Origin of the sequence: Fontivita pretiosa (genome assembly GCF_050410795.1) — a bacterium.
Taxonomy (GTDB): Bacteria; Planctomycetota; Phycisphaerae; order Tepidisphaerales; family Tepidisphaeraceae; genus Fontivita; species Fontivita pretiosa.
In genome coordinates, this window is the sequence record NZ_CP191258.1 from 858,039 (window position 1) to 880,240 (window position 22,202).

Annotated in this window: 17 protein-coding genes; 2 read left to right on the top strand and 15 right to left on the bottom strand. The window is 63.9% G+C overall.

Annotated elements, in window-relative coordinates:
* Positions 1-41 precede the first annotated feature (41 nt).
* From fliG to sppA (ACQS5P_RS03435), 10 genes are all read right to left on the bottom strand, one after another.
* The gene (fliG, locus tag ACQS5P_RS03390; protein WP_428939497.1) at positions 42-1,049 is read right to left on the bottom strand and encodes a flagellar motor switch protein FliG; all 1,008 of its coding nucleotides are present in this window, start codon (positions 1,047-1,049) and stop codon (positions 42-44) included.
* Positions 1,050-1,124: 75 nt separating this feature from the next.
* Positions 1,125-2,762: a flagellar M-ring protein FliF C-terminal domain-containing protein gene (locus ACQS5P_RS03395; RefSeq protein ID WP_428939498.1), complete on the bottom strand. Its 1,638-nt coding sequence runs from the start codon at positions 2,760-2,762 to the stop codon at positions 1,125-1,127.
* A gap of 96 nt (positions 2,763-2,858) precedes the next feature.
* Positions 2,859-3,170 (bottom strand): flagellar hook-basal body complex protein FliE, encoded by a 312-nt coding sequence (gene fliE, locus ACQS5P_RS03400; RefSeq protein ID WP_428939499.1) that lies wholly within the window; start codon positions 3,168-3,170, stop codon positions 2,859-2,861.
* Positions 3,171-3,251: 81 nt separating this feature from the next.
* Positions 3,252-3,656, bottom strand: coding sequence for a flagellar basal body rod protein FlgC (gene flgC / locus ACQS5P_RS03405; RefSeq protein ID WP_428939500.1), 405 nt, complete (start codon positions 3,654-3,656; stop codon positions 3,252-3,254).
* A 63-nt stretch (positions 3,657-3,719) separates the two neighbouring features.
* On the bottom strand, positions 3,720-4,121 hold the full coding sequence (locus ACQS5P_RS03410; RefSeq protein WP_428939501.1) for a flagellar basal body rod protein FlgB: 402 nt from the start codon (positions 4,119-4,121) through the stop codon (positions 3,720-3,722).
* A 112-nt stretch (positions 4,122-4,233) separates the two neighbouring features.
* Complete coding sequence (locus tag ACQS5P_RS03415) at positions 4,234-5,604, bottom strand: sigma-54-dependent transcriptional regulator (RefSeq protein ID WP_428939502.1); 1,371 nt, start codon at positions 5,602-5,604, stop codon at positions 4,234-4,236.
* Positions 5,605-5,703: 99 nt separating this feature from the next.
* Positions 5,704-6,558 carry a sensor histidine kinase gene (locus ACQS5P_RS03420; protein WP_428939503.1) on the bottom strand — a complete coding sequence of 285 codons (855 nt, stop codon included), beginning with the start codon at positions 6,556-6,558 and terminating at the stop codon, positions 5,704-5,706.
* Positions 6,559-6,650: 92 nt separating this feature from the next.
* A complete protein-coding gene (locus tag ACQS5P_RS03425; protein ID WP_428939504.1) occupies positions 6,651-7,091 on the bottom strand; it encodes a hypothetical protein in 441 nt (146 codons plus the stop codon).
* A 33-nt stretch (positions 7,092-7,124) separates the two neighbouring features.
* Entirely contained in the window at positions 7,125-9,500 is a 2,376-nt protein-coding gene (locus ACQS5P_RS03430) for a tetratricopeptide repeat protein (protein ID WP_428939505.1), read from the bottom strand.
* Positions 9,501-9,698: 198 nt separating this feature from the next.
* On the bottom strand, positions 9,699-11,681 hold the full coding sequence (gene sppA / locus ACQS5P_RS03435; protein WP_428939506.1) for a signal peptide peptidase SppA: 1,983 nt from the start codon (positions 11,679-11,681) through the stop codon (positions 9,699-9,701).
* 118 nt (positions 11,682-11,799) lie between these two features.
* Between sppA (ACQS5P_RS03435) and ACQS5P_RS03440 the strand changes: the two genes are divergently transcribed.
* On the top strand, positions 11,800-14,901 hold the full coding sequence (locus ACQS5P_RS03440; protein WP_428939507.1) for a hypothetical protein: 3,102 nt from the start codon (positions 11,800-11,802) through the stop codon (positions 14,899-14,901).
* A 14-nt stretch (positions 14,902-14,915) separates the two neighbouring features.
* On the opposite strand, the gene ACQS5P_RS03445 is transcribed toward ACQS5P_RS03440, so the two are convergent.
* Positions 14,916-15,719, bottom strand: a complete 804-nt coding sequence (locus ACQS5P_RS03445; protein WP_428939508.1) for an SDR family NAD(P)-dependent oxidoreductase — start codon at positions 15,717-15,719, stop codon at positions 14,916-14,918.
* A 104-nt stretch (positions 15,720-15,823) separates the two neighbouring features.
* On the opposite strand from ACQS5P_RS03445, the gene ACQS5P_RS03450 reads away from it, so the two are divergent.
* Positions 15,824-16,432, top strand: a complete 609-nt coding sequence (locus ACQS5P_RS03450; RefSeq protein WP_428939509.1) for a riboflavin synthase — start codon at positions 15,824-15,826, stop codon at positions 16,430-16,432.
* Positions 16,433-16,447: 15 nt separating this feature from the next.
* Here the strand turns inward: ACQS5P_RS03450 and metK are convergent, their stop codons facing one another.
* The 4 genes from metK to thiC all read right to left on the bottom strand — a co-directional run bounded on the left by metK (position 16,448) and on the right by thiC (position 22,152).
* Positions 16,448-17,542, bottom strand: a complete 1,095-nt coding sequence (metK, locus tag ACQS5P_RS03455) for a methionine adenosyltransferase (RefSeq protein ID WP_428939510.1) — start codon at positions 17,540-17,542, stop codon at positions 16,448-16,450.
* A gap of 89 nt (positions 17,543-17,631) precedes the next feature.
* Positions 17,632-19,527: a signal peptide peptidase SppA gene (sppA, locus tag ACQS5P_RS03460; protein WP_428939511.1), complete on the bottom strand. Its 1,896-nt coding sequence runs from the start codon at positions 19,525-19,527 to the stop codon at positions 17,632-17,634.
* Positions 19,528-19,597: 70 nt separating this feature from the next.
* Positions 19,598-20,260, bottom strand: coding sequence for a hypothetical protein (locus tag ACQS5P_RS03465; RefSeq protein WP_428939512.1), 663 nt, complete (start codon positions 20,258-20,260; stop codon positions 19,598-19,600).
* Positions 20,261-20,391: 131 nt separating this feature from the next.
* A complete protein-coding gene (gene thiC / locus ACQS5P_RS03470; protein WP_428939513.1) occupies positions 20,392-22,152 on the bottom strand; it encodes a phosphomethylpyrimidine synthase ThiC in 1,761 nt (586 codons plus the stop codon).
* Between the last annotated feature and the right edge of the window lie 50 nt (positions 22,153-22,202).

The window sequence follows — 22,202 nt, forward strand, 5'->3', positions numbered from 1 at the left end:
AGGCTTACTCCTCATCCTGCGTCCTTGCGCCTTTTTTCTCCTCAAACGATCATCTCCTTCTCTCCGCCTCTTCCGGCGATGATGATTTCGCCGGCATCCTCCAGACGACGCACCACATCCACGATCTTCTGCTGTGCTGCTTCCACGTCGCTGACGCGAACCGGACCCATGTACTGCATGTCCTCCTGGATGAGCTGCGCCGCACGCTCCGACATGTTCTTGAAAATCTTCTGTTTCAGCTCCTCGCTGGCCGTCTTCAGCGCCAGGCTCAGCACCTCGTTGTCGATCTCCTTCAAAACCGCCTGGATGCCCTTGTCGTTGACCAGCAGAATGTCCTCGAAGACGAACATGAGCCGGCGAATCTGCTCGACCAGATCCGGGTCCTCGGCCTCCAGGCCTTCCATGATCCCCTTCTCCGTCGAGCGGTCGGCCAGGTTGAGCATCTCCGCCACCGTGTCCACGCCCCCGGCCTTCTCGAATGTCTGGCTGACGATGTCGCTCAGCCGGTGCTCCAGCCCGCGCTCCACCTCCTTGATCACCTCCGGGTTGGTCTGCTCCATGTTCGCGATTCGCTTGACCACCTCGATCTGCTTCTGGCTGGGCAGGCCCACCAGAATCTCCGACGCTTTCTGCGGCGGCAGATGCGCAAGAATCAGCGCGATCGTCTGTGGATGCTCGTCCTGAATGAACGTCAGCAGGTTCTCGGATTCGGCTTTCTGAAGAAACGAGAATGGCGTGGTCTGAACCTGCTGCGTTACCTGCTTGATGACACGCTTGGCGTCTTCCTCGCTCAGTGACTTGGTCAGCAGCGTCTTGGCGTATTCCAGCCCGCCCTCGTTCACGTAAGCATTCGCCAGCGCAATGTTGTAAAACTCCCCGAACACCTGCTTGCGGGTCTGGAGAGAGATTTCACCCAAAGAGGCAATCTCGCGACTGACCTCCTCGACCGATTCCGGCGGCAGCCGCTTGAGAATCTCCGCCGCCTCATCCTGCTCCAGCGTCACCAGCAGGATCGCCGCCTTGCGAACTCCAGTCAGTTCATTGGCCATGGCATAGCACGCGTTTGCAGTACCCGATCATCACGACTCAACCAGGCAATCCGCGACGGCGACAGCTTGCCCAATCTACGAGCGATTCAGCCATCGTTTCACCAGGTTCGCCGCCGCCTCGGGGTTCTCCTTGACCATGGTCGAGACCTGCTCGACCATCTGCTGGGCGTGAACGGCGTCTTCGTCCAGCTCCACCGCGTCCAGCGAGATCTTGCCGTCGCCGACGACGCCGGCGATTTCCTCTCCGGCCTGAAGCTGCGGCGGAAGCTCAGGTTCGGGCGTGACAGTTATCGCAGGCGTGGGCGCGCCCTTCTTGACGATCATCGAGACCATGAACAGGCTGATGATCGCCAGCGCGCCGACGGCGATTTCCCTGGCATAGCCGTTGACCATCCTGCCGACCCCGCCCGACGACTGCGCCTGGTCTGTCGCCGCCAGCAGCGGAATCGTCGTGTCGTAGTACATGTCCACGGTAAGATTGGCGTCGGACTGCATCCCCACCGCGTCCTGGATCGTCTTTCGCACGCTGGACAGCTCCGCCGTCACCATCGGCTGAAGCGCCGCATCATCCGGCTCCTTGGGCTGATTGGGGTTGGCGGCCTTGTACTTGGCGACGAAATAGCTGCGGGGCAGCCGCACCGCCGCCGACGTCACCGTCGCCTTGCCCGCCGGCTTGTTGATCGTCTCGGTGGATTTGCTGGGGAAGATCGCGTTTTCGGTGCGCGTCTTTTCGCTGGTGCTGGTAGCGCCGGTCATCACCGCGGCGCCGGGCAGCGACAACCCCATGTTGGATACGGCCCCCGGCTCGGTCACCGCGGGCGCCGGCTCGGTGGTCTCCTGCGTTTCGCTCTCCAGCGTCTGCTCTTTGGTGAACGTGTTCTTTGCGTCGTAGGTCTCGCGCGTCTCCACGCTGCTGACGGTCTGCACATCCACCGTCACCGCCACCAGCGCCCCGGGCGTCAGCAACGACGCGATCTTCTCGCTGATCCGCCTCTCCTGCTGCTCGATCTGCTCGAACAGCTCGGCGCCGGCGAAGCTGCTGCTGGCATCCTGCGAGCGCATCGGCCGGCCATCTACCACCACCGACACCCGCGATTTGGCCAGCCCCGGAACGGCGCTGGCGACGGTGGCGGCGGCGGCATCGACCAGCCGCTTGAGGTTCTCAACATTCCCGCGCGTCGTGATCTGCACCGACGCCGACGGCTCCAGCGAACCGCCGATCCGACGCTCGCTGACTGGATTGATGATCACGTTCGCCCGCGCAACTCCGGGGAAAAAATCCGTGATCACGCTGGAGAGCATCCGCTCCTTCATCTGGTTGTGGATCAGCTCGGTCTTGGCGCGCGAGTCCCAGGGGCTCATCTGCTTGACCATCTGATCCCAGGCGGCGGTGATGTTCGACGGAAGCGCGTTGGAATACGCCAGCGCCGCCACCGCCTCCATCTTCCGGTCCGCCGGCACCATCACCCGGTCCGCCACGATTCGCGCGTTGATTCCCCTGGACTGAAGCGCCTGCTGGATTTGCCCCATCTCCTGCGCCGGCAGCGGCTGATCAAGCACAGGCTCCAGCTCGGCTGTCCCCGCGTACCGCGCCCACCAGATCAGCGTCATCACCATGATCGCCACCAGCGAAGCGGTGAGCATCTTCTGGCTGGCCGACAACCCGCTGAGTTGTTGCTGAATCCGCAGCAGTTGTGCTCTGATCGTTTCCATCGCCCAGCCCTCCATGGCTTGAGCCGCAGCCTTCGCCAGTTTTCAGTGGCCAGTTGCCACTGAACGCCGGTTTCCAACCGGCAACCGGCAACTCCGTCAGATTTGCATGCTCTTGATCTCTTCGTAAGCGTCCATCAGCTTGGCGCGGATCGCCAGCAGCGTCTTGAATGCCAGGTCGCTCTTCTCCATCGCCAGCATCACGCCGGTGACGTCTTCGCTGCGACCCGTCGCCAGGTCTTCCACCGCCTTGCTGGCGTCCTGCTGGAGCCGCGCCACCTCGTTGATGCTGTTTTTCAGCATCTCGGAGAAACTGGCGCCCGCGGCCCCGGCGGCCGGCTTCCCGTCGGACGAAGACCCGATGCCCGCCACCTTGCCAACGCTTGAGTTGTTGTTGACTCCATTCAGCATAGTGCTCAGCGCTTAGTGCTTCGTGCTTAGCGGTCAGCCCCTCCCGCAGCGGCAACTGACCAGCAGCCACCGACCGCTTCCTCAGGCAATCAGCCTCAGCGTCGAATTGATCATCGCCTTCAGCGTATCCATCATCGTGATATTGGCCTCGTAGGCGCGCGACGCTTCCATCATGTTCACCTGCTCGATCGCCAGATCCACGTTGGGGTAGCTGACGTATCCGTCCTTGTCGGCGTCGGGGTGTCCCGGATCGTAGACGCGACGGAACGGCGACGGATCCAGCTCGATTGACTTCACATGCACGCCCGGCTTTGCCGGCTCCCCGGCCCGGCCCGCCTGGAACACCACGAATCTCCTTCGATAGGGAACTTTCTCCCCCTTCTCGTTGCGCGTCGCGTCGATATTGGCCACGTTCCCCGCAATCGTGTCCATGCGCGTGCGTTGCGCCACCAACGCGCTGGCCGGAATATCCAATGCATCAAACATCCGTCACCATCCGTGCCCATTCAGTCGCGCCGTCGCTGCGACCGCATGGCCAATCTGCCGCTGCTAGGCGATCCTCTCCTTCAACGCCGTTTCGATCGAGGCGATCTGCTTGCGCAACAGCTCGATCATGAGGTTGTGAAACAACGCGTTCTTCTGGCTGTCGGACTGCAACTGTTCGATCGAGCGGTTGTTGCGGTCGTGAAACAGGATGTTCCTGGCCGGCCGATTCAGCTCGCCCAGGATATCCTCGAACCGTACCGCCCCGGGCGGCGCATGCCGCCTCGCCTCCACACGCTCCCGCAATGCCCGCTGAAACTGTTGAACCGACAGATCCTTCTGCACGTAGTCCGGCGTGCTGATGTTGGCCACGTTCTCCGCGATCAGCTTCTGTCTGGCAGCGCTGAAGCGCACCACCTGCTCGATCACGGGCAGATTCCCCTGGTTCAGCAGGCGTTCGATGAACATCGCCGGTTTCTCCTATCAAAACCCGTGCCTGTGCCCTGCGCGATGAACCTGCCGGCAAAAGCGCGGCGGTGCCGCAGGCCACAAAGCGCAGCTTCTGCGCGGCGGGCGCAATTCATGCGCCGGCCTCCACGAACTCGCCGGTCTCCTTCCATCGCTTCAGCTTCATCCCCAACGTGCGCACGCCAATGCCCAGCGCCGCGGCGGTCTTGATCCGATGACCCCGGAACTGCTGGAGCGTGCTGAGGATCACCTGTTTCTCGATGTCCGCCAGCGGCTTGCCCGCCAGGCTCTGTACCGCCGAGCTGACTGCCTGGCCGCCCTGAAGCCATGGCTCGATCGTCGCGGCGCGAATCACCCCGGGCGCAGATTCCAGCACCACCGCACGCTCGATGATGTTCTGAAGCTCGCGCACGTTTCCCGGCCAGGTGTACCCCTGAAGCAGCCGCATCGCCTCAGGCTCGATGTGCCGGAAGGCATCCTTGTCCCGCTTGGCTACCAAATGCAGAAAATGCCGGGCCAGCTCGGGAATGTCCTCGATGCGGTTTCGCAGCGGCGGCAGCTCGATCGGCACCACATTCAGCCGGTAGAACAGATCCTGACGGAACTTGCCCGAGCGAACATCTTCTTCGAGATTGCGATTGGTCGTGGCAATCACACGAACATCCACCTGCTGCGTCAGCGAGCTGCCCACCCGCTCAAACTGGTTCTCCTGGAGTACCCGCAGCAGCTTGGCCTGCAATCCGGGCGCGATCTCGCTGATCTCATCCAGCAGCAGCGTGCCTCCGTCGGCCAGCTCGAAACGTCCCCGCCGCAGGCGGTCCGCCCCGGTAAACGCCCCCTTCTCGTGCCCGAACAGCTCCGACTCCAGCAGGTTCTCTGATAGAGCCGCGCAGTTCACCGCCAGCATCGGGCGATCCCTGCGTTCGCTGGCGGCATGGATCGCCCGCGCCACCACTTCCTTGCCCGTGCCGCTCTCGCCTCGGATCAGCACCGTCGCGTTGCTCCTGGCCACCTGCTCGATCCGTCGGCGCACCTCCTGCATCACCGCGCTGGAGCCGATCAGCGGACGCGGCGCGTTCACTTCCGCCATGCTCCGCAACGCCGCGTTCTCCAGCTTCAGCCGACTGTGCTCCAGCGTACGCTCCACCAGCAGGCGGATTTCCTCTCCGTCGAAAGGCTTCTGGATGTAGTCGTAGGCCCCCAGCTTCATCGCCTCCACCGCGGTCTGCACCGTCGCGAATGCCGTCATCAGCACCACCGGCATGTCAGGGCGAAGCTTCCTGGCCTCGGCCAGAAGCTCGATGCCCGTCATCCGCGGCATCTTCAGATCGGTGATCAGCAGGTCGAAGCGCGACGCCTGGAGCCTGTTGACGGCAACTGGCCCGTCGCCAGCGGCGACGACCTCGTGCCCCTCGCGCGCCAGTGTCGCCGCCAGCGAGTCCCGCATCATCTCCTGGTCGTCGACGATCAGAATGCGTGCCATAGCCTTGCATTTCAGATTGCCGACCCTGGATCGCCGGCCGCAGCACGAGCCGACCCCGCGCCGCATCCCCGCCGCCCCGGATCCGCAATCCGAAATCTCCTAAATCCTCACTTCAAACCTCGCTCCGCCTTCGGGGGCATTGCCGGCCATGATCGTGCCCTCGTGTGCCTCCACCACCCGATGCACGATCGCCAGACCAAGCCCCGTGCCCGTCTCCTTGGTCGTGAAAAACGGGTCGAAAATTCGATCGATGATTTCCGAAGGTATGCCCGGCCCGGTATCGCGGACCGTCAACTGAAACTGCCTGGCCTGCGACCGACGCGTCGGCGGGCCATAACGCAGCTCGATCTGTCCGGGCTGCTCCATCGCCTCGATCGCGTTCAGCAGCAGGTTCAGCAGCGCCTGGCCGATCAGCACCGGATCGGCCACCACGCGCAACGTCTGCGGGCCCTGCACGCACAGCCGGATGCCCTTGTCCGACGCCTGCCCCGCCACAAGATCCACCGTCTGCGCCACCACCTGCGCCAGGTCCATCGGCACTGCATGGACATTGATTTCGCGCGTGAAGTGCAGCACCTGGCTGACCAGCGACTCCAGCCGCTTCACGCACGCCGAGATCTTGCCCACCAGCTCCGCCGACGCCGGTCGATCCGCAAGATCGCGCATCAGCAGCGACGCATAAAGCTGAATCCCTCCCAGCGGATTGCGGATCTCGTGCGCCATCCCCGCCGCCATCTCCCCCAGCGCCGCCAGACGGTTTTTCCGCTCCAGCAGGCGGTTCTTCTCGCTCAACTCCTCCCGTAGCTGCTCCACCTGCTGCTTGAGCTGATCGTGCGAGTGCTGAAGACGCTCGGTCACCTCGCTGTAGGCCATGATGATCCGGCCCAGTTCTTCGATCCGCTGGCTGGCCGGCACCGGCGCGGGCTGCTGAAGTTGTGCGCTTGCCACACTCATGCGTTGCATCTTTGCTCGCGTCGAAGCATGCCGAGGAACAAACCTCCAACCTGTTGTGCCGCACCTTGCACGATCGAGCCGTGCAATCCCGGCTACCGCTGCACGTTCATCCGCGGCTGGCGCGGTCCGTACGCGGCGGCGGCGTAGCTGCGATTCACCTGCCGGGCTGCCGCCGCCTGGTTGATCTGCCGCCCCAGATTCAGCTTCCGCTGCTGGAGGATCAGCGCATCCTGCTGATCGGCCGCGGTGATCTGCTCCAGCAGCCTGCGGGTTTCGGCCAGCAGCGACTCAGCCCGCGCCCGGCCGGCCGAGTCCATCCGCAACACGAAGCTGGACCATTCGCGTTTGGCCGGCGCAATCAGGCTTTCCAGAGCGGTGATCTGCTCCAGCAGCGTCTGTCGGCTGCGCAGCACATCCAGCAACGCTTCGGTCTGGTTCTGCTGAACGTGCGAGTGTTGCAGCTCCGCCAGCTTCGCCAGCCTGCGGTAACAGCCCACCTGATCTTCCAGTGCCTGAACGATCGATTCAGTCATCGCACGTGCCCATCCGGCCCTGTGCCCTGTTGATCACCACATTCCCGCCTCGCTGGTCCACTTCAGCCACTGTTCCCAGTACTGCCTGGGCATCGAGAACGTTCCGTCGTTGAACGCTTCGGCGGGGATGCGGCGCAACAGCCACTTGGCGCGTTCGTTGGCGGTTTTGGCATCCTCCAGCTTGCCCATGGCGCAATAGGCATTGACGATCTGCACATACGCCGCCAGCGCCGACGGGTCCTCCTGATATCGGAACGCCGCCGAGTCGTAGAGCCTGACCGCCTCGGCATAGTCACCCAGGTCGTACATGCAGTCGGCGCGGTAGAAGTACGCGAGCTTGTGGTAGAGGCGATCGGTGTCGCTGGCGGGGGGCTGGACGCGATACAGCTCGACAACGCGGTCGTACAGTTCCCTGGCCTTGGTCAGGCGCTGCTTTTTCGCCGCCGCGGTTTCGGCCAGGTCCGCCACTGCCGGGCCGCCCTTGTCCGCCGATGCATCCGCCGTCGGCGTCGCCGATGCCGCCGCCAGACGCGCCTCCAGCAGACCCGCGCTCTTGCGGTAGCTGTCGCCCATCAGAAACAGCAACTGCCCCATCCGCTGGTCTTTCGGATAACGCTGCGTGAACTCCTCGAGCTTGGCCACTGCCTCCTCGAAGCGACTGGTGCGATAGTAGAGTTGCGCCAGGTCGAACAGTGCCTGCTTGAACTCTTCGGCGTCCGGATCCAGCACGCGACTGTCCAGCACGCTTTGCAGGACGGCCTCGGCCCGGGTGTAGTGCTCCGGCCCCTTGGCGATGTACGCCTGCGCCAGCGGCACCGCCGACTTGATCGCTGCCAGGCTGTTGGGGTAACGAAACTGGTTGCGCTGATAGGCGGCGATCGCCTTGTCGAACATCCCCGCCGCCTGATAGGCGCGCCCGAGGCGCAAAAGCGCATCGGGCGCCAGCTTGTCGTCGGGACGTTCCGTGACAAACAGCTCCAGCGCCGAGATCACGTACTGCACCGCCGCCGCCCGGTCGTACAGATCGATCCCATGCCACATCGCCTCGCCGTAGCCCTTGTCATCGCTGAGCGTCAGCTTCTGCGAGAACGCGATGTAGGCGTCGCCGGCGCGGATTCGCATCTGGCGGACCTGCTGGGCGCGGCGGATCTTCTCGGCCGGGGGCGCGGCGGCCAGCGCCTGCTCCAGTTGCTCGGCGCGACGCTCCAGAACGCCGCCCAGCCGCTCGAAGAACCCCGCCGGCGGCTGCGGCTGCAGCTCCTGCTCGTACGCCAGCACCTCCAGCGCCTCCTGGAAATGCTCGCGCGACACCAGCAACTGCGACGCCTGTTTGAGCCCGCCGATCACCGTCTCCCGCAACCGCGCTCCCGACTGCCGCTGCTGAACGTGATTCACCAGATCATGCAGGTCTGTCAGGCCGCCCTCTTCCTGATGCAGCATCAGCCGGCACAGCGCACGCCCCAGCAGCGCCAGCGGCATCACCTTTGAATCGATGTGGCTGGTCAGCACGATCTGGTAGAACGAGTTGGCGGTCTGCGGATCGTTGCGCTCCTGATAGATTCGGCCCAGGTAATAGCACGCATCGGCGTCCAGCGGATGGCGGACCTCGAGCTGCTCGCGCGCCACGCGAAGATACCGCTCGGCCTCGGCGGCGTCGCCCAGACGATACGCGCAGTATCCCAGCCGGAAGTTGACCTCGCCCTGTGCCACGCTGTCGCTGGCCAGTCGCAACGCCTCGGCCAGCAGCATCCGCGCGTCGATGTACTTTCCGGCGTCAATGAGCAACTGAGCGCGTTGTCCCAGCGCCCAGGCACGTTCGGCGTCGGTGAGTGTCTGGTCCTTGAGATACGCCTCCAGCGCCGCCTCCGCTCCGGCAGTATCCTCCTGATCCAACTGAAGCTGGATCACCTTGCGCTGCAATCGCAGGGCGTGCTGGTTGTCCAGCGACATCGCCTTGCGGTAGTTCTCAAGCGCCTCGGGGATCTTGCCCAGCGCTTCGTAGCTCTCGGCCAGTCGACGATAGTCATCAGCCTCCAGACGCACCCCGCGTCCGCTGGCCAGTCGTGTCTGCTCGATGATCCTCCGGTGGTTCGCCGGGACGTTGATCCGCAGTTGCCGCTGCCCCATTTCCAGCGAACGCGCCAAAAGCAGGTGCACCTGTCCCTGATGCTGCGGCGTCAGTTTTTCTGTGGCCAGAATCCTGTTGAGCTGCGCCAGCGCCGCTTCGGCTCGTTCCTGTTCCAGGAATCGTCGCGCAAGATCGATCTTCTGCTCGATCGTCATGCCCGGACGCGGATCGATGAACAGATACGCCGCCACCGCGAACAGACCGACCGAGATCAGCAGCAGGGGGAACTGCCAGAGTTGGGCCAGGCGAGCACGCGCGAAACTGCTTCGTGGAGAGGACATGGCATCCATGCCTTGGTCTGTCATTGCGTGACCGCGCCGCATCCGGAGCATGCCACCGGACCGCGCCGCCCGCCGCCGAAACGCTCCCTGCTCAGCCGACGGGCACTGAAAATACTAATTCCATCCGCGCAAAAGGCAAGCGCATAACCCGCACTTCAGTGAGGCTGCCCACCTGAAGGCTGTGAGGCTTCACAGAAGTCATTTCACACTCACCACAAACGGCGCCACCAGCGCTATCGGGCGGCGTTCAAGGATCTGCATGAGCTGCACCTGCTGCGCAAGCTGCCTGCGCGCCGAAGGCGGCAGAGTCAGCAGCAGTGACTGCCGCCAAAGCCCTTCCGGCCGCAATGGAGCAGTGAATGGAAGCATCGATTCGGCTTCGACCTGCGGGTCGTCCGCGCCGCCGAAGATGTCGGCCAGTGTTTTTGGCGGAGGCACGACGCGGACATCGTAGCTGCCCGGCTCCAGTTCGGCCCACTCCGCCGCCCGCGCAATCGCCGCCTCGCATCCGCCCAGCTCGTCGATCAAGCCCAGTTCCCTGGCCTGCGAAGCCAGGAAGATGCGCCCACGCGCCACCTTGTCGATGTCGCGGATCTTGCCCTGACGCGTGGTCATGACACGCTGCGTGAACTGATCGTACGTCTGCTGCATCCACGTGCGGATCATTCGCCGTTGCCGCTCGTTGAATGCCTGGTTGCTGCTGAACAGGTCGGCATTGCGACCCTGGTTGAAGCTTTCGCTGCTCAGGCCGATCTTGTCGTAAAGTCCCCGCAGCACAAATTTGCCCCCGACCACGCCGATCGAGCCGACGATCGCGCAGCGGTCGGCGAAGATGTAGTCCCCCGCGCAGGCCAGGTAGTAGCCACCGCTGGCAGCCATCGAACCGATCGAGACGATCACCGGCTTTCTGGCATCCTGCGAGACGTGGCGAATCGCCTGCCAGATGACCTCGCTGGCCAGCGCGCTGCCGCCGGGAGAGTCGATGCGAAGCACAACCGCCTTGATGTTGCTGTCCCTGGCCGCCATGCGCAGCGCCTTGCGCATCGACTCGGATCCCACCCCGCCGCCGCCGAACAGGTCTGCCTCGCCATCGCCTTCACTGATCAACCCTTCGGCGTAAATCAGCGCGATGGCGGGTCTGTCGCCTGGTGGCGGCTTGCGGCTTAGTTGCGCCAGCAGAATCAGCGGATTGGAAAAATCGAGCTGCGGCTTTTGCGGCTGGCCATAGTTGGGCAGAAGCTCGATCTCGTTGCCCAGCTCATCCTTCAGCAGATCTCGCAAGCCGTCCTGATCCACCAGGTGATCCACAAAGCCGCGCTGCTGCGCGACACTGGCGATCAGCATCGTCTCGTCGATCATCTGCCGTACCGCACTTGCCGACAGATTGCGGCTGAGGCTGATCCCGTCAACGATCTCGGCAAACAGCGACTCGGCGATGCGACTCAATTCGCCGCGAAGCTCCTCGCTGGGCGATGTACGTGTGAATGGCTCCTCGGCGCCTTTGTACTCGCCGATCTGCACGTAGTCGGCCATCACCCCGATCTTGTCCAGCGTCCCCTTGAAGAACGTGGCCTCCAACCCGACGCCGGGGATCATGAGCTGCCCGCCCTCCAGCAGGCAGATGTTGGTCGCGCCACTGGCGATGGTGTAGCCGATGGTGTCGTAGCTGTCGGCGTAGACAAAGGTCTTCTTTCCGGCGCGGCGCAGTTCCAGCAGTGCATCGCGCAGCTCCTGCGCCTGAGCCAGGTTCATCTGCATCTCGGGCCCCAGCGTCAGCAGCACGCCGCGCACGTCTTTGTCATCTCGCGCCCGCTGCAACCGCTCGACGATCCCGCGCAGCGTCGAGCGGTCGGCACCGCCAAACAGTGAGAAGTCGGCGGGCTTTTCCGTGACCGGCCGGGCCAGGTCGATGTACGCCACCTTCGACCGCGCCGCCTTCTGCTGTCTCATCTGCTTGAGTTTTGCAACCAGCTCGGCGGGCGTGGGGAGCTTGGTCGAGATCTGCGACGTGGGCGCGGTAGTCGGCTGCGTCGCCGCCGCGGCTTTCGACGTCGCCTGCGCCACAACCGCACTGGGCGCCGTGGCGGCGGCGGTGCTCGCCCGGGTGGTCGGCTCTGCCCCCGCAGGATCGAGCACGCTGCCGACGAGAAGCATGAAAGCGAAGCATCGCATCAGATTCATGACCGGCCTCCACTGATCGGCGCGCATCCACGAAGGGGGTTGCCGAACGACACCATGATATCGAAGCACCATCGAACACTGTTATCGGCTGATTGCAGCGATGGCGTTGGTTTGACGCATGGTCCTGTGCATCTATAATGCCCGCCAGCCTCGGGCGTTGCAGCGAATCAGGCATTGCGCCGCGCGGGGAATCGGGCAGCTTGTGGGAAGGAGCCGGATCGTGCCTCTGGGGCCAACCGCCCATGCACCAGCGCTGACGCGGATTCTTGCCCCGCCCCGCTGCCTGACGCTGCTGATCACGCTGCTGTTGTTGATTCCCGTCGCATCCGTCACAGCCCAGTATCAGCCGCCCAGCGATTACCTGCTGATCACCGCCGATCGCGCCTACACCTGGACCGAAGGCTCGACCAACGTCGTGCAGCTCCAGGGACCGCTCACGATCCAGACCGACCGGGCCGTGCTCAGCGCCGATCGCGCCGTCATCTGGCTCACCCCCCTGCCCGGAACCGTGCTCGACGAGCAACGGGCCGAAATCGCGCTGCTCGGCAACGCCAGACTCGAACAACCTCAGCAACAGGTGCTGCGCAGCGGCGAAGTGCTGTTCGTGGAAACGCAGGTTCGCGGCACGATTCGCATCACCGCCAACGCGCGCATCGCCCAGAACCTGTCCGACACCGATCTGTATCGCGATGCCTCCAGCCTGCGGCCGCTGCAACGCCTGGCCCCGGGCGCCCGGCCCCCACCGGAACAATGGATGATCCAGCGTCCGTGGCTGGTGCCGCAAATGCCCCCACCGCCTGCCACGGCGCCGACCACCCGGCCGGTCCGTCCCTCTCCGCCGGTCAGCTTCCGCTTTCAAAATGCCCAGACCGTGCAGACCCCCGAAGACCGGGTTGCGCTGGTGCTGTCCGGCGACGTGCTGCTGATGCAGACCGACGACAATGGCGACCGGCTCGAATTGCGCGCCGATCGCGCCGTGCTCTTTACGCCGCTGCGATCCCTGCGCGAGCTTGGCCAGCCCGGGCAGTTCAAGACCATCGAACAGGCCATCACCGCCGCCTACCTCGAAGGGGATGTGCGGATTGTGCTCACGCCCCGGCCCGGGCGAAGCCGGCTGGGCGAGCAGCGGCTTCGGGCGCAACGCGTTTACTACGATTTCACCACCGACCGGGCCGTGCTGACCGACGCCGTACTGCATACCATCGAGCCGCAGCGGCAGATCCCCGTGGTCGTCCGCGCCCACAAGGTGCGACAGCTCTCCCGCGGCGAATACCGCGCCGAAAAGCTCACCCTCTCCACCAGCAGCTTCGCCGTGCCGTCCTACAGCATCTATTCCGATCGCGCCTACATCCGCCAGTACGACACCGGCGACCCGCGACTCGGGCAGCGCACCATCTTCGACGCCCGGCACAACTTCATCGAACTGTACGATGTGCCGGTGTTCTACTGGCCGTGGGTGGCTGGAGCGATCACCGAGCATGGGTTTCCGCTGCGCGAGCTGATGTTCGGCAGCTCGCGTGGCTTTGGGCCGGGCGTACGCACCCGATGGGGCCTGTTTGAGTCGATCGGTCGCCCACCGCCGCAGGATCTGGACCTCAGCTATCGCCTGGACTATTTCAACGATCGCGGGCCGGCCGCGGGGCTGGACGCCGAGTACGGCGGCGGATTCGTCACCGAAACCACCAAGCAACCCTGGAACTTCCAGGGCGATTTCACCACCTACTTCGTCTTCAATGACGACGGTGAAGACCGTCTGGGGCGGCGACGCGTGCAGCAGGACGGCGACCTGCGATACCGCGCGCTCTGGAAGCATCAGCACTTCTTTCCTGACAACTGGCAGGTGCAGCTTCGCGCCGGTCTGGTCTCCGATCCCACGTTCCTCGAGGAATGGTTCCAGCAGGAATTCGAGGAAGGCGACCCGCACGACCTGTCGCTGTACCTCAAGCGGCAGCAACAGAGCCAGGCGATGACGTTCCTGCTCCAGACCCAGCCCAACGACATCGTCACCACCTCCGATTCGCTTCAGGAGAACTTCGAGGTGGCGCGACTGCCGGAGCTGGGCTACTATCGCATCGGCCAGAGCCTCGGCCAGGATGATCGCTTCACGTTTTTCAGCGCCAACACGCTCTCGGCGCTTCGGTTTGATTCCAGCAACGCCGAGTTTGCCGAGATGGGCTTTCGCCGGGCTCGGGATCCGTTTCCGCCGGGCCGGCCGGCGGGATTCCCCTCCGTCGGGCAGACCGGGATCGACAGCGACACCACCTACCGGGCTGATCTGCGGCAGGAGATCGACGCCCCGTTCTCCGCCGGGCCATTGCGGATCGTGCCGTACATCATGGGGCGTTACACGCCCTACACCGATTCGCCGGACGGATCCAATGCCGACCGGCTGTTCGTCGGCACAGGCGTGCGCATGACCACCGCCTTCTGGCGCGTCGATGACACCGCGCGCAACAACCTGCTCGACATCCATCGCCTGCGGCACGTGATCGAGCCGGAGCTGCACGCCTTCACCAGTGCCGCCACCGAGGATCGCTCCAGCCTGTTCATCTACGACGAGCCGGTTGATGCAATCAACGACGTCAGCGCGGTTCAGCTTGCCCTGCACCAGCGATGGCAGACCAAGCGTGGCGGCGCGGGGCGGTGGCGCAGCGTCGATTTCTTCACGCTCAACACCGAGCTGAACCTCTTCGCCAACCAGCCCTCCGAGGCTCAGCTCGCCCCCACCGGCTTCCGTGGGCTGTTTTTCCCGAGCCTGCCCGAAGCGTCAATCCCGCGAAACAGCGCCAACGCCGACGCCCTGTGGCGAATCAGCGACACCACCGCCGTGCTCGCCGACGCACAGTACAATCTGGATGAGCTGACGCTGGCGACGACATCGATCGGGCTGGCGGTGCAGCGGGAATCACGCGTCAGCTACTTCGTGGGCACTCGCTACATCGGCGAACTGAACTCCACCATCGCCACCCTGGCCGCCAACTACATCATCAGTCCCAAATACCAGCTTCGCTTCTCGCAAAGCTATCGGCTCAACCAGAACCAGAACCAGAACATGAGCGTCACGCTCACCCGGCGATTCGACCGCTTCTTCATGACCTTCACGTTCTTCTACGACGCGATCGATGACGAGAGCGGCTTCCGCTTCGGCCTGTTTCCCGAGGGGCTGGGCTATGGCCTGACTTCCGATCAGTTCCAGCGCGTCTTCGGCGGCGAGCAGTAGCCCTCTTGGCGATTTCAGAACGGCACGTCAGGATTTTCCCTGAGCACTCTTTGACGGTATTTCAGAATCATTCGATCCACCAGACCGGGCACAAGCGTCCCCAGTCCGAATGCCCACCGCGCCGCCGCGTACGGCCAAAGCTCCGCCACCGGACGCTCGATCGCCCGCACCATCTTTCGCGCCACCAGCTCAACCGGCTGTCGCACCGGACTTGCCGGCATGCGGATATGTCCGGCCGCCTCCGCCACCCGACCGAATTCCGTCCCCGTCTGGATCGGATGCACGCTGGTCACCGCGATCCGGCAGGGCATCAACTCCACCCGCAACGCCTCGGCGATCGAAAGCTGCGCCGCCTTGGTCGCGCAATACGCCCCCATGAACACGATCGCCCGCCGGGCCACCGACGACGAAACGATCATCACCTGCCCCCGATATCCATCCCGCACGCCCTGCCTGAGCATGACCGGCACGGCAAAGTGAATGCAGTCGGTGGTGCCGAAGAAATTGGTGGCGAAGATGTCGCGCATCTGCTGCGGCGACGTTGCCTCCACGCTCTGGTAGATACCATACCCGGCGTTGCACACGAGCGTGTCGATGCGACCGAAGTGCTGCGCGGCGCGGTCGATGAGCGATCGGCACTCGTCGGGTTTGGATACGTCGGTTTGGACGACCAGATGCGATCCGCCCAGGGCGCGGTTCAGCTCTTCCAGCCGCTCGAGTCGTCGCGCCGCAAGAACCAGCCGCGCGCCGCGAATGGCGAGCAGCCGCGCCAGCGCCTGCCCGATCCCCGCGCTGGCTCCTGTGATGACAACTACCATATCCTCGAGCGTCCGTGGCATGATTGCGGCCAAGCGAGTATCTTGTCTGGTGTCGTTTGTCCTCGGTTTTTCGTGGACTGTGCACTGATTACTGCCCACTACTCATGTTCACCGGCATTGTCGAACGCACCGTGAAAGTCGTCTCCGTCGCCGACGGGCCGATGTTTCGTCGGCTGGTCATCGCCGCCGACTGGGACGATGTCAAGCTTGGCGACAGCATCGCGATCAATGGCGTGTGCCTTACCGTCGCCGAGCTCGACCGCGCCAAGGGCACCATCGGGTTCGACGTCATCAAGGAGACCCTGGACAAGACGAATCTGGGCGTGCTTCAACCCGGCGATGAAGTGAACGTCGAGCGATCCCTGCGTGCCGGAGACCGCATCGACGGGCATTTCGTGCAGGGACACGTGGACGGCACCGGCGTGCTGATATCGCAGGTCCACAGCGAATCGGAAGTTCGTCTCACGATCCAGGCGCCGCAGTACCTGGCCAGGTTCCTGGCCCCCAAAGGCTCGATCGCCGTCGATGGCGTGAGCTTGACCATCGCCAGCGTCAGTGGCAACGTCTTTGACGTCGCGTTGATCCCCACGACCCTCCGCCTGACCACCCTGGGCACGCGACCCATCGGCTGGCGATTCAACCTCGAGGCCGACATCCTCAGCAAAACCATCGTGCATTACCTGGAACAGCGTCTGGGAACCGCCCCGCAGTGATTCGCCGACACCCAATCACGTCTCCCACGGCAATGACGGCTTGCCAAAGTGCCCGTAGTTGGTCGTGCGACGGTAGATGGGCTGGCGAAGCCGAAGCTGTCGGATGATCTCTCCGGGACGAAAGTCAAAGCTGCGAACCAGCTCGATGGCGCGCTCCGCGTCGCCGGTGCCGAAGGTCTCCACATCGATTCCGATCGGCCTGGCTCGCCCGATGGCATAGGCAACGCGCACCTCGGCGCAGCGCGCGATGCCGCTGCTGACGATACGCCTGGCCACGTAACGGCAGAAGTACGCGCCGCTGCGGTCTACCTTGGTCGGATCCTTGCCGCTGAACGCTCCGCCTCCGTGACGCGCAAACCCGCCATACGTATCGACGATGATCTTGCGACCTGTCAGGCCGCAGTCGACATTGGGCCCGCCCTCGCGGAAGCTTCCGGAAGGATTCACGATGATCTCGATGTCATCTCGCCACCAGCTTTTCAGGACCGACGGCACGAGCTGCTCACGCACGTAGTCGCGCACGGTCTGCTGGGAAACGTCTCCATGATGCGCCGACACCAGCACGGTCAGTACGCGCACCGGACGCATCGCCTGGTACTCCACTGTCACCTGCGTCTTGCCGTCCGGCCTCAGCCACGCCACGCGACCGCTGTGACGATCCTGCGCCAGTCGTTCGGCCAGCCGGTGCGCAAGGAAAATGGGCAGAGGCATCAGCTCTGGCGTGTCGTCGCACGCAAAGCCGAACATCATGCCCTGATCGCCGGCCCCCTGCTGTGTGGGGTCGTCCGTCGCATGGATCACGCCCGCGGCGATTTCCGGCGCCTGTTGCGTCAGCAGGCTCGTGATCCGCACGCTGTCGGCATTGAATACGTTGGCCGGATCGGTGTAGCCGATCGACCGGATCGTCTCGCGCACAACGCGATCATAATCGACCTGCCCCGCCGACGTGATCTCTCCGGCCAACACGACGTTCCCGCCCTTGACCAGCGTCTCGCACGCCACGCGGGCGAACGGATCCTGCTCCATATGCACATCCAGGATCGCATCCGAAATCAGGTCCGCGACCTTATCGGGATGGCCTTCGGTGACGGATTCGGAGGTGAAGATCATGGTCTGCTCCTGTGTCCGTGCGCAATCCTGCGCCTCGCCGAGTCAGGCAAAAACACGGCCATGCAACTCATGCACTTCAGCTCCGTCGATTAATCCTCCACGACCATCGGCGGCATCATGAGGACCACGCCTTCGTCCTGAAGCGTGGTCATCTGCACGAACGCCTCTCGTACCGCGGCGATGCGCTGCGGGTCCATGCCGGCCAGATGCGGCAGGGCCAAATCCCACAGCGATGGCGTGCGGACGCCGAAGTTGCCAGCGCGGAGCAGGCCTCTGGAATCGTCATTCTCGGCGCCGGTCAGCTCGGCGATGAGTTGTTCAATAAAGTTCTTGGGCTCGGGCACGACGCGAACGTCGTAGTCCTTGATCGACGCCTGCCCCGCCGCGTACGCAATCGCATCCTGGAGCGTGCCGATCTTGTCCACCAGTCCCAGTTCCAGCGCCTGCTGCCCGGTGTAGACGCGACCACCGGCAAGGTCTTCAAGGTTCTTCTTCAGTCGCGAGCCACGGATTTCGCGCACGTGCCCCTTGAAAACCTCATAGATCTCGTTCATCCATGACTGGATCTTCTGACGTTCCTCGTCGGAGAACGGCGCCGCCGTCGCCAGGATGCCCGCATGCCTGCCGCGGGCGTAGGACTTCCACGTCACCCCCACCTTCCTCCACATCTCGGTGGTCACCAGCTTGCCGGCCACCACACCGATCGAGCCGGTGATCGTGCTGGAGTCGGCGAAAATGATGTCCGACCCGCAGGCGACGTAGTACCCCCCGCTGCCGGCCACATTCCCCATCGACACCACCAGCGGCTTTCGCGCTTTCACTCGACGAGTCCCATCGAGGATGATCTCGCTGGCCACGGCGCTGCCTCCGGGAGAGTTGATCCGCAGCACCACCGCTTTGATCGAGTCATCATTGGCCGCCTCGTCCAGGGCTTTGCGGATTTCAGTGCTGGTGGCGACCCTGTCAGCGGCGCTCAGCGGCGAAGGATCCCTGGACCCCAGCACGATCGGCCCCTCGACGTACACCACGCCCACCGCGTCTTTGGCTGCCTTGCCCTTCCTGGCCGCCGACATCGCCTCGCCCCACATCTTGAAGATCGCAAACGGCGAAGACAGATCCATCTGCGGCTTCTTCTTCTGACCGTATTTCTTCTCGAACGTGACGTCCGATCCATATTTGCTCTTGAGCATCTCCTGGAACTGCTGGCGATGCTCCACCGCGTCGATCATGCCCAGCCCACGCGCTTTCTCGGCAGAATATGGCCCGTTGTCGATCCACGTCTTCACCTGCTCAGGACTGACGTTTCGCCCCCGGGCGATCAGCTCGATCAGCGTGGCGTAGACCCCGTCCAGCAGCCAGTTGGTCATCTCCTCGGCCTGGGGGCTGGGGCCCTCGCGCATGAAGATTTCCGCTGCACTTTTGTATTCCCCGCAGGTCATGAAGTCGGGCGTGACGCTGATCTTGTTCAGCAGTCCGCGTACAAACGGCTGTTCGACGAAGATGCCGGTGATCCACAAGTCCCCCGTGGGCACGACGCTCAGCCGCGTGGCGCCGCAGAACAGGGCATACTTGCCGAGCGTCAATGAATCGGCGTGGACGTACACGTCCTTGCCCGCATCCCGAAGCTGCTTGATCGCCTGACGGATCTCTTCGATCTGCGCGATCCCCAGCGATCCGCCCTCGTCCAGCAGCACCACCGCCCGGACCGACTCATCAGCGGCCGCCTGCTTCATCTGCTCGACGAGCTGTCGCAGCGAGATTCCCGGCGGACCGAACAGCGCCAGTGTGGGGTCTGCCGGCGATTCGGTGATTTCGCCGCGGAGTTGAAAGACGGGGATCACGTTCTGTGCGGCCTGCGTTTTGCCAGGCGCGGTCGGCGCAGGCGCGGTTGGCGCAGGCGACGTCACCTGAGCGCCCGCCCGCGGCGATTGGACCAACAGCACAACCGCCATCACACACACCCATCCCACGGTTCTTCGCCACATGGTCCAGCTCCTCGCGTGATTGAGTTTTGCGACCCACCCGGCAACGGTCGCCATGCGCGCCGGTCGCCCGCTACGGCGACTCTCCGGGCCTGAGCTTCCGCACGAACGCTGCCGTGTAGAAATACTCGTCCTCCACCACCGTCATCGGTACCCAGGTTGTGGAGGTGTCGGTGCGGACGATGGTTCGCGGCCCACGCCCGCCACGCCCGCCCGGCACCGTCACATAACTGTGCGAATAGGTCGTCAGCGGACGATCGATCGTCCGCGCGACCTTCCCGGCATAGTCTGCTGCAACGATTACGTAATCGGCGCCTATTTTCTTCGCGAATTTTTCGAGTCGGGGGTCGCGCGGGCTGAGTTTCTCAAAGGATTTGAACTCCGACCAGCCCAGTATTTCCACTTCGTCGCCACGCTCCTGAAGCTGCAACGCCTCCAGCAGCCGGTTCTTCGCGGCCAGGCGCTCCTGCGGCGGCAGGTCCTGCGGGGCGGTGGTGCTGGCCACGCGACGCTGGCGCTCGGCCTGGGCGTATTGCTGCAACCGCTGCGGCTCGACCGTGCGGATCTGCACCGACTGAGTCGGCGCAAACTTCCGCCCCTCCAGCGCGGGATTCGGCTCGAAGTTGCTTTGCCACGGGCTGGCGCAGCCCCCCGCCAGCAATGCGATCGACGCCAACAGGATCCACCCCGCCAATCCACCTGACCAGAACCTCAACAACCCCGACTTGCAGCGCATAGCGCGACTCTCCGATCCCCCCAACGGCGGGCATTGTACCTGCCGACGCCCCGCCCCGTGAACGCCGACGTTGCAGGGACGGCGTCCAAACTACGGGCTGGGCGCTGCGCCGGGTCGCCTGCTCGGCAGGCTCAAAGCCCGGTTTCGTTGACCGATACCCCGTGGGCCTTGAGGGTATTGAGTTGCACAAGTTTAGCCTGGGCAGCGTCGGTGACGTTGTCGGAATGGCAGGCGGGCTTGCCACCTTCGTGTGCCAGCCGAAGAAGCTGCTCGGGCGTGAGGTGGCCGCGCTGTCGCAACGCCTCAAGCCCTTCGACAGAGACGCCCGGAGATTTCATGGCCGGCCTGGCCGGTTGCGAGGCGGCGTCCTTGCCGCTGTAGAACTGCTCGATTTCCTTGCTGATGCGCACCGAGCACCAGTCGTGTCCGCACATGGCGCAAAAGTCGGTATCGACCGGCAGGTCCTCGTCGTGATACGCGCGCGCCAGATCCGGGTCGAAGCTGAGCTGGAAGTGCCGCTGCCAGTTCAGCGCCGCGCGGGCTCTGGTCAGCTCGTCATCACGATCGCGCGTGTGCGGAATCCCAAGGGCAATGTCTGCGGCATGAGCGGCGATCTTGTACGCCACGCATCCCTGCTTCACATCCTCCTTCCGGGGCAGCCCCAGATGTTCCTTTGGGGTGACATAGCACAGCATCGCCGCTCCATGGTAGGCCGCCGCCGTGGCGCCGATGCAGCTTGTAATATGGTCATATCCAGGGAACATATCCGTCACCAGCGGGCCTAAAACATAGAATGGCGCGCCGTGACAGAGCTTGCGCTGGAGTTTCATATTGAATTCGATCTGATCGAATGGAATATGGCCAGGGCCCTCGACCATGACCTGACAGCCCCTCTCCCAGGCGCGTTCGGTGAGCTCGGCGATCGTGATCAGCTCGCGGAGCTGGGCTTCGTCGGTGGCATCGGCAAGTCCTCCGGGTCGCAGGCCGTCCCCGAGACTGAAGCACACGTCATACTCGCGCATGATGTCGCAGATATCGTCAAAGATGTCATACATCGGGTTCTGCCGGTTGTGGTAGAGCATCCACTTGGCCAGCAGCGACCCGCCGCGGGAGACGATGCCGATCAGCCGGTTGCGGACGTATGGCAGGTGCTCGCGCAGCACGCCGGCGTGGATGGTGAAATAGTCCACGCCCTGCCGGGCCTGGTTCTCGATCTCCCTGAGGATGATGTCATAGGTCAGCTCCTCGACGTTGCGTCCGATGATCATGCTATAGATGGGGACGGTGCCGATCGGAACTGTGGAATGTTCAATGATGGCGGATCGGGTCGCGTTCAGATCGCCGCCGGTGGAAAGATCCATGGCCGTATCGGCGCCCCAGCGTATGGCCCAGTCGAGCTTTTCGATCTCCTGCTCAATAGACGAGGAGACTGGAGAGGCGCCGAGATTGGCGTTGATCTTGGTGGTGCTGGCGCGGCCGATGCACATTGGCTCCAGCCGGTGTTTGAGGTGGACCTTGTTGGCGGGGATGATCATGCGTCCCGCGGCCACTTCGGCGCGGATCTGCTCGGCGGTCAGATGCGGTTCGCGCAGCGCCACGCGCTTCATTTCCTCGGTGATGATGCCGCAACGCGCCGCCTGAAGCTGAGTCTTGCACTGCCGGTCCAGCGCTGGCGAGGCAAAGTCCATCGCGGTCAGGTTCGAGACGCCGGGCATGCCCGGAGTATCCGGCGAGCTGTAGGTATATGGCGTGCCGACGCGTCCGGGCAAAGCGAACGATCCGGGCGAGGTCCCCTGCCGGTCGGTCGAGGGATTGCCCCCCAAAGGCGGCAGCGTGTAGGAACGGTCGGCATTGCGATGGACAACTCGATTCGACGTATCGGTGAATGACATGGGCATCACTCCGGTTGAACTTCAGCCAGTGCAGCCTGATTCAGCGCCTG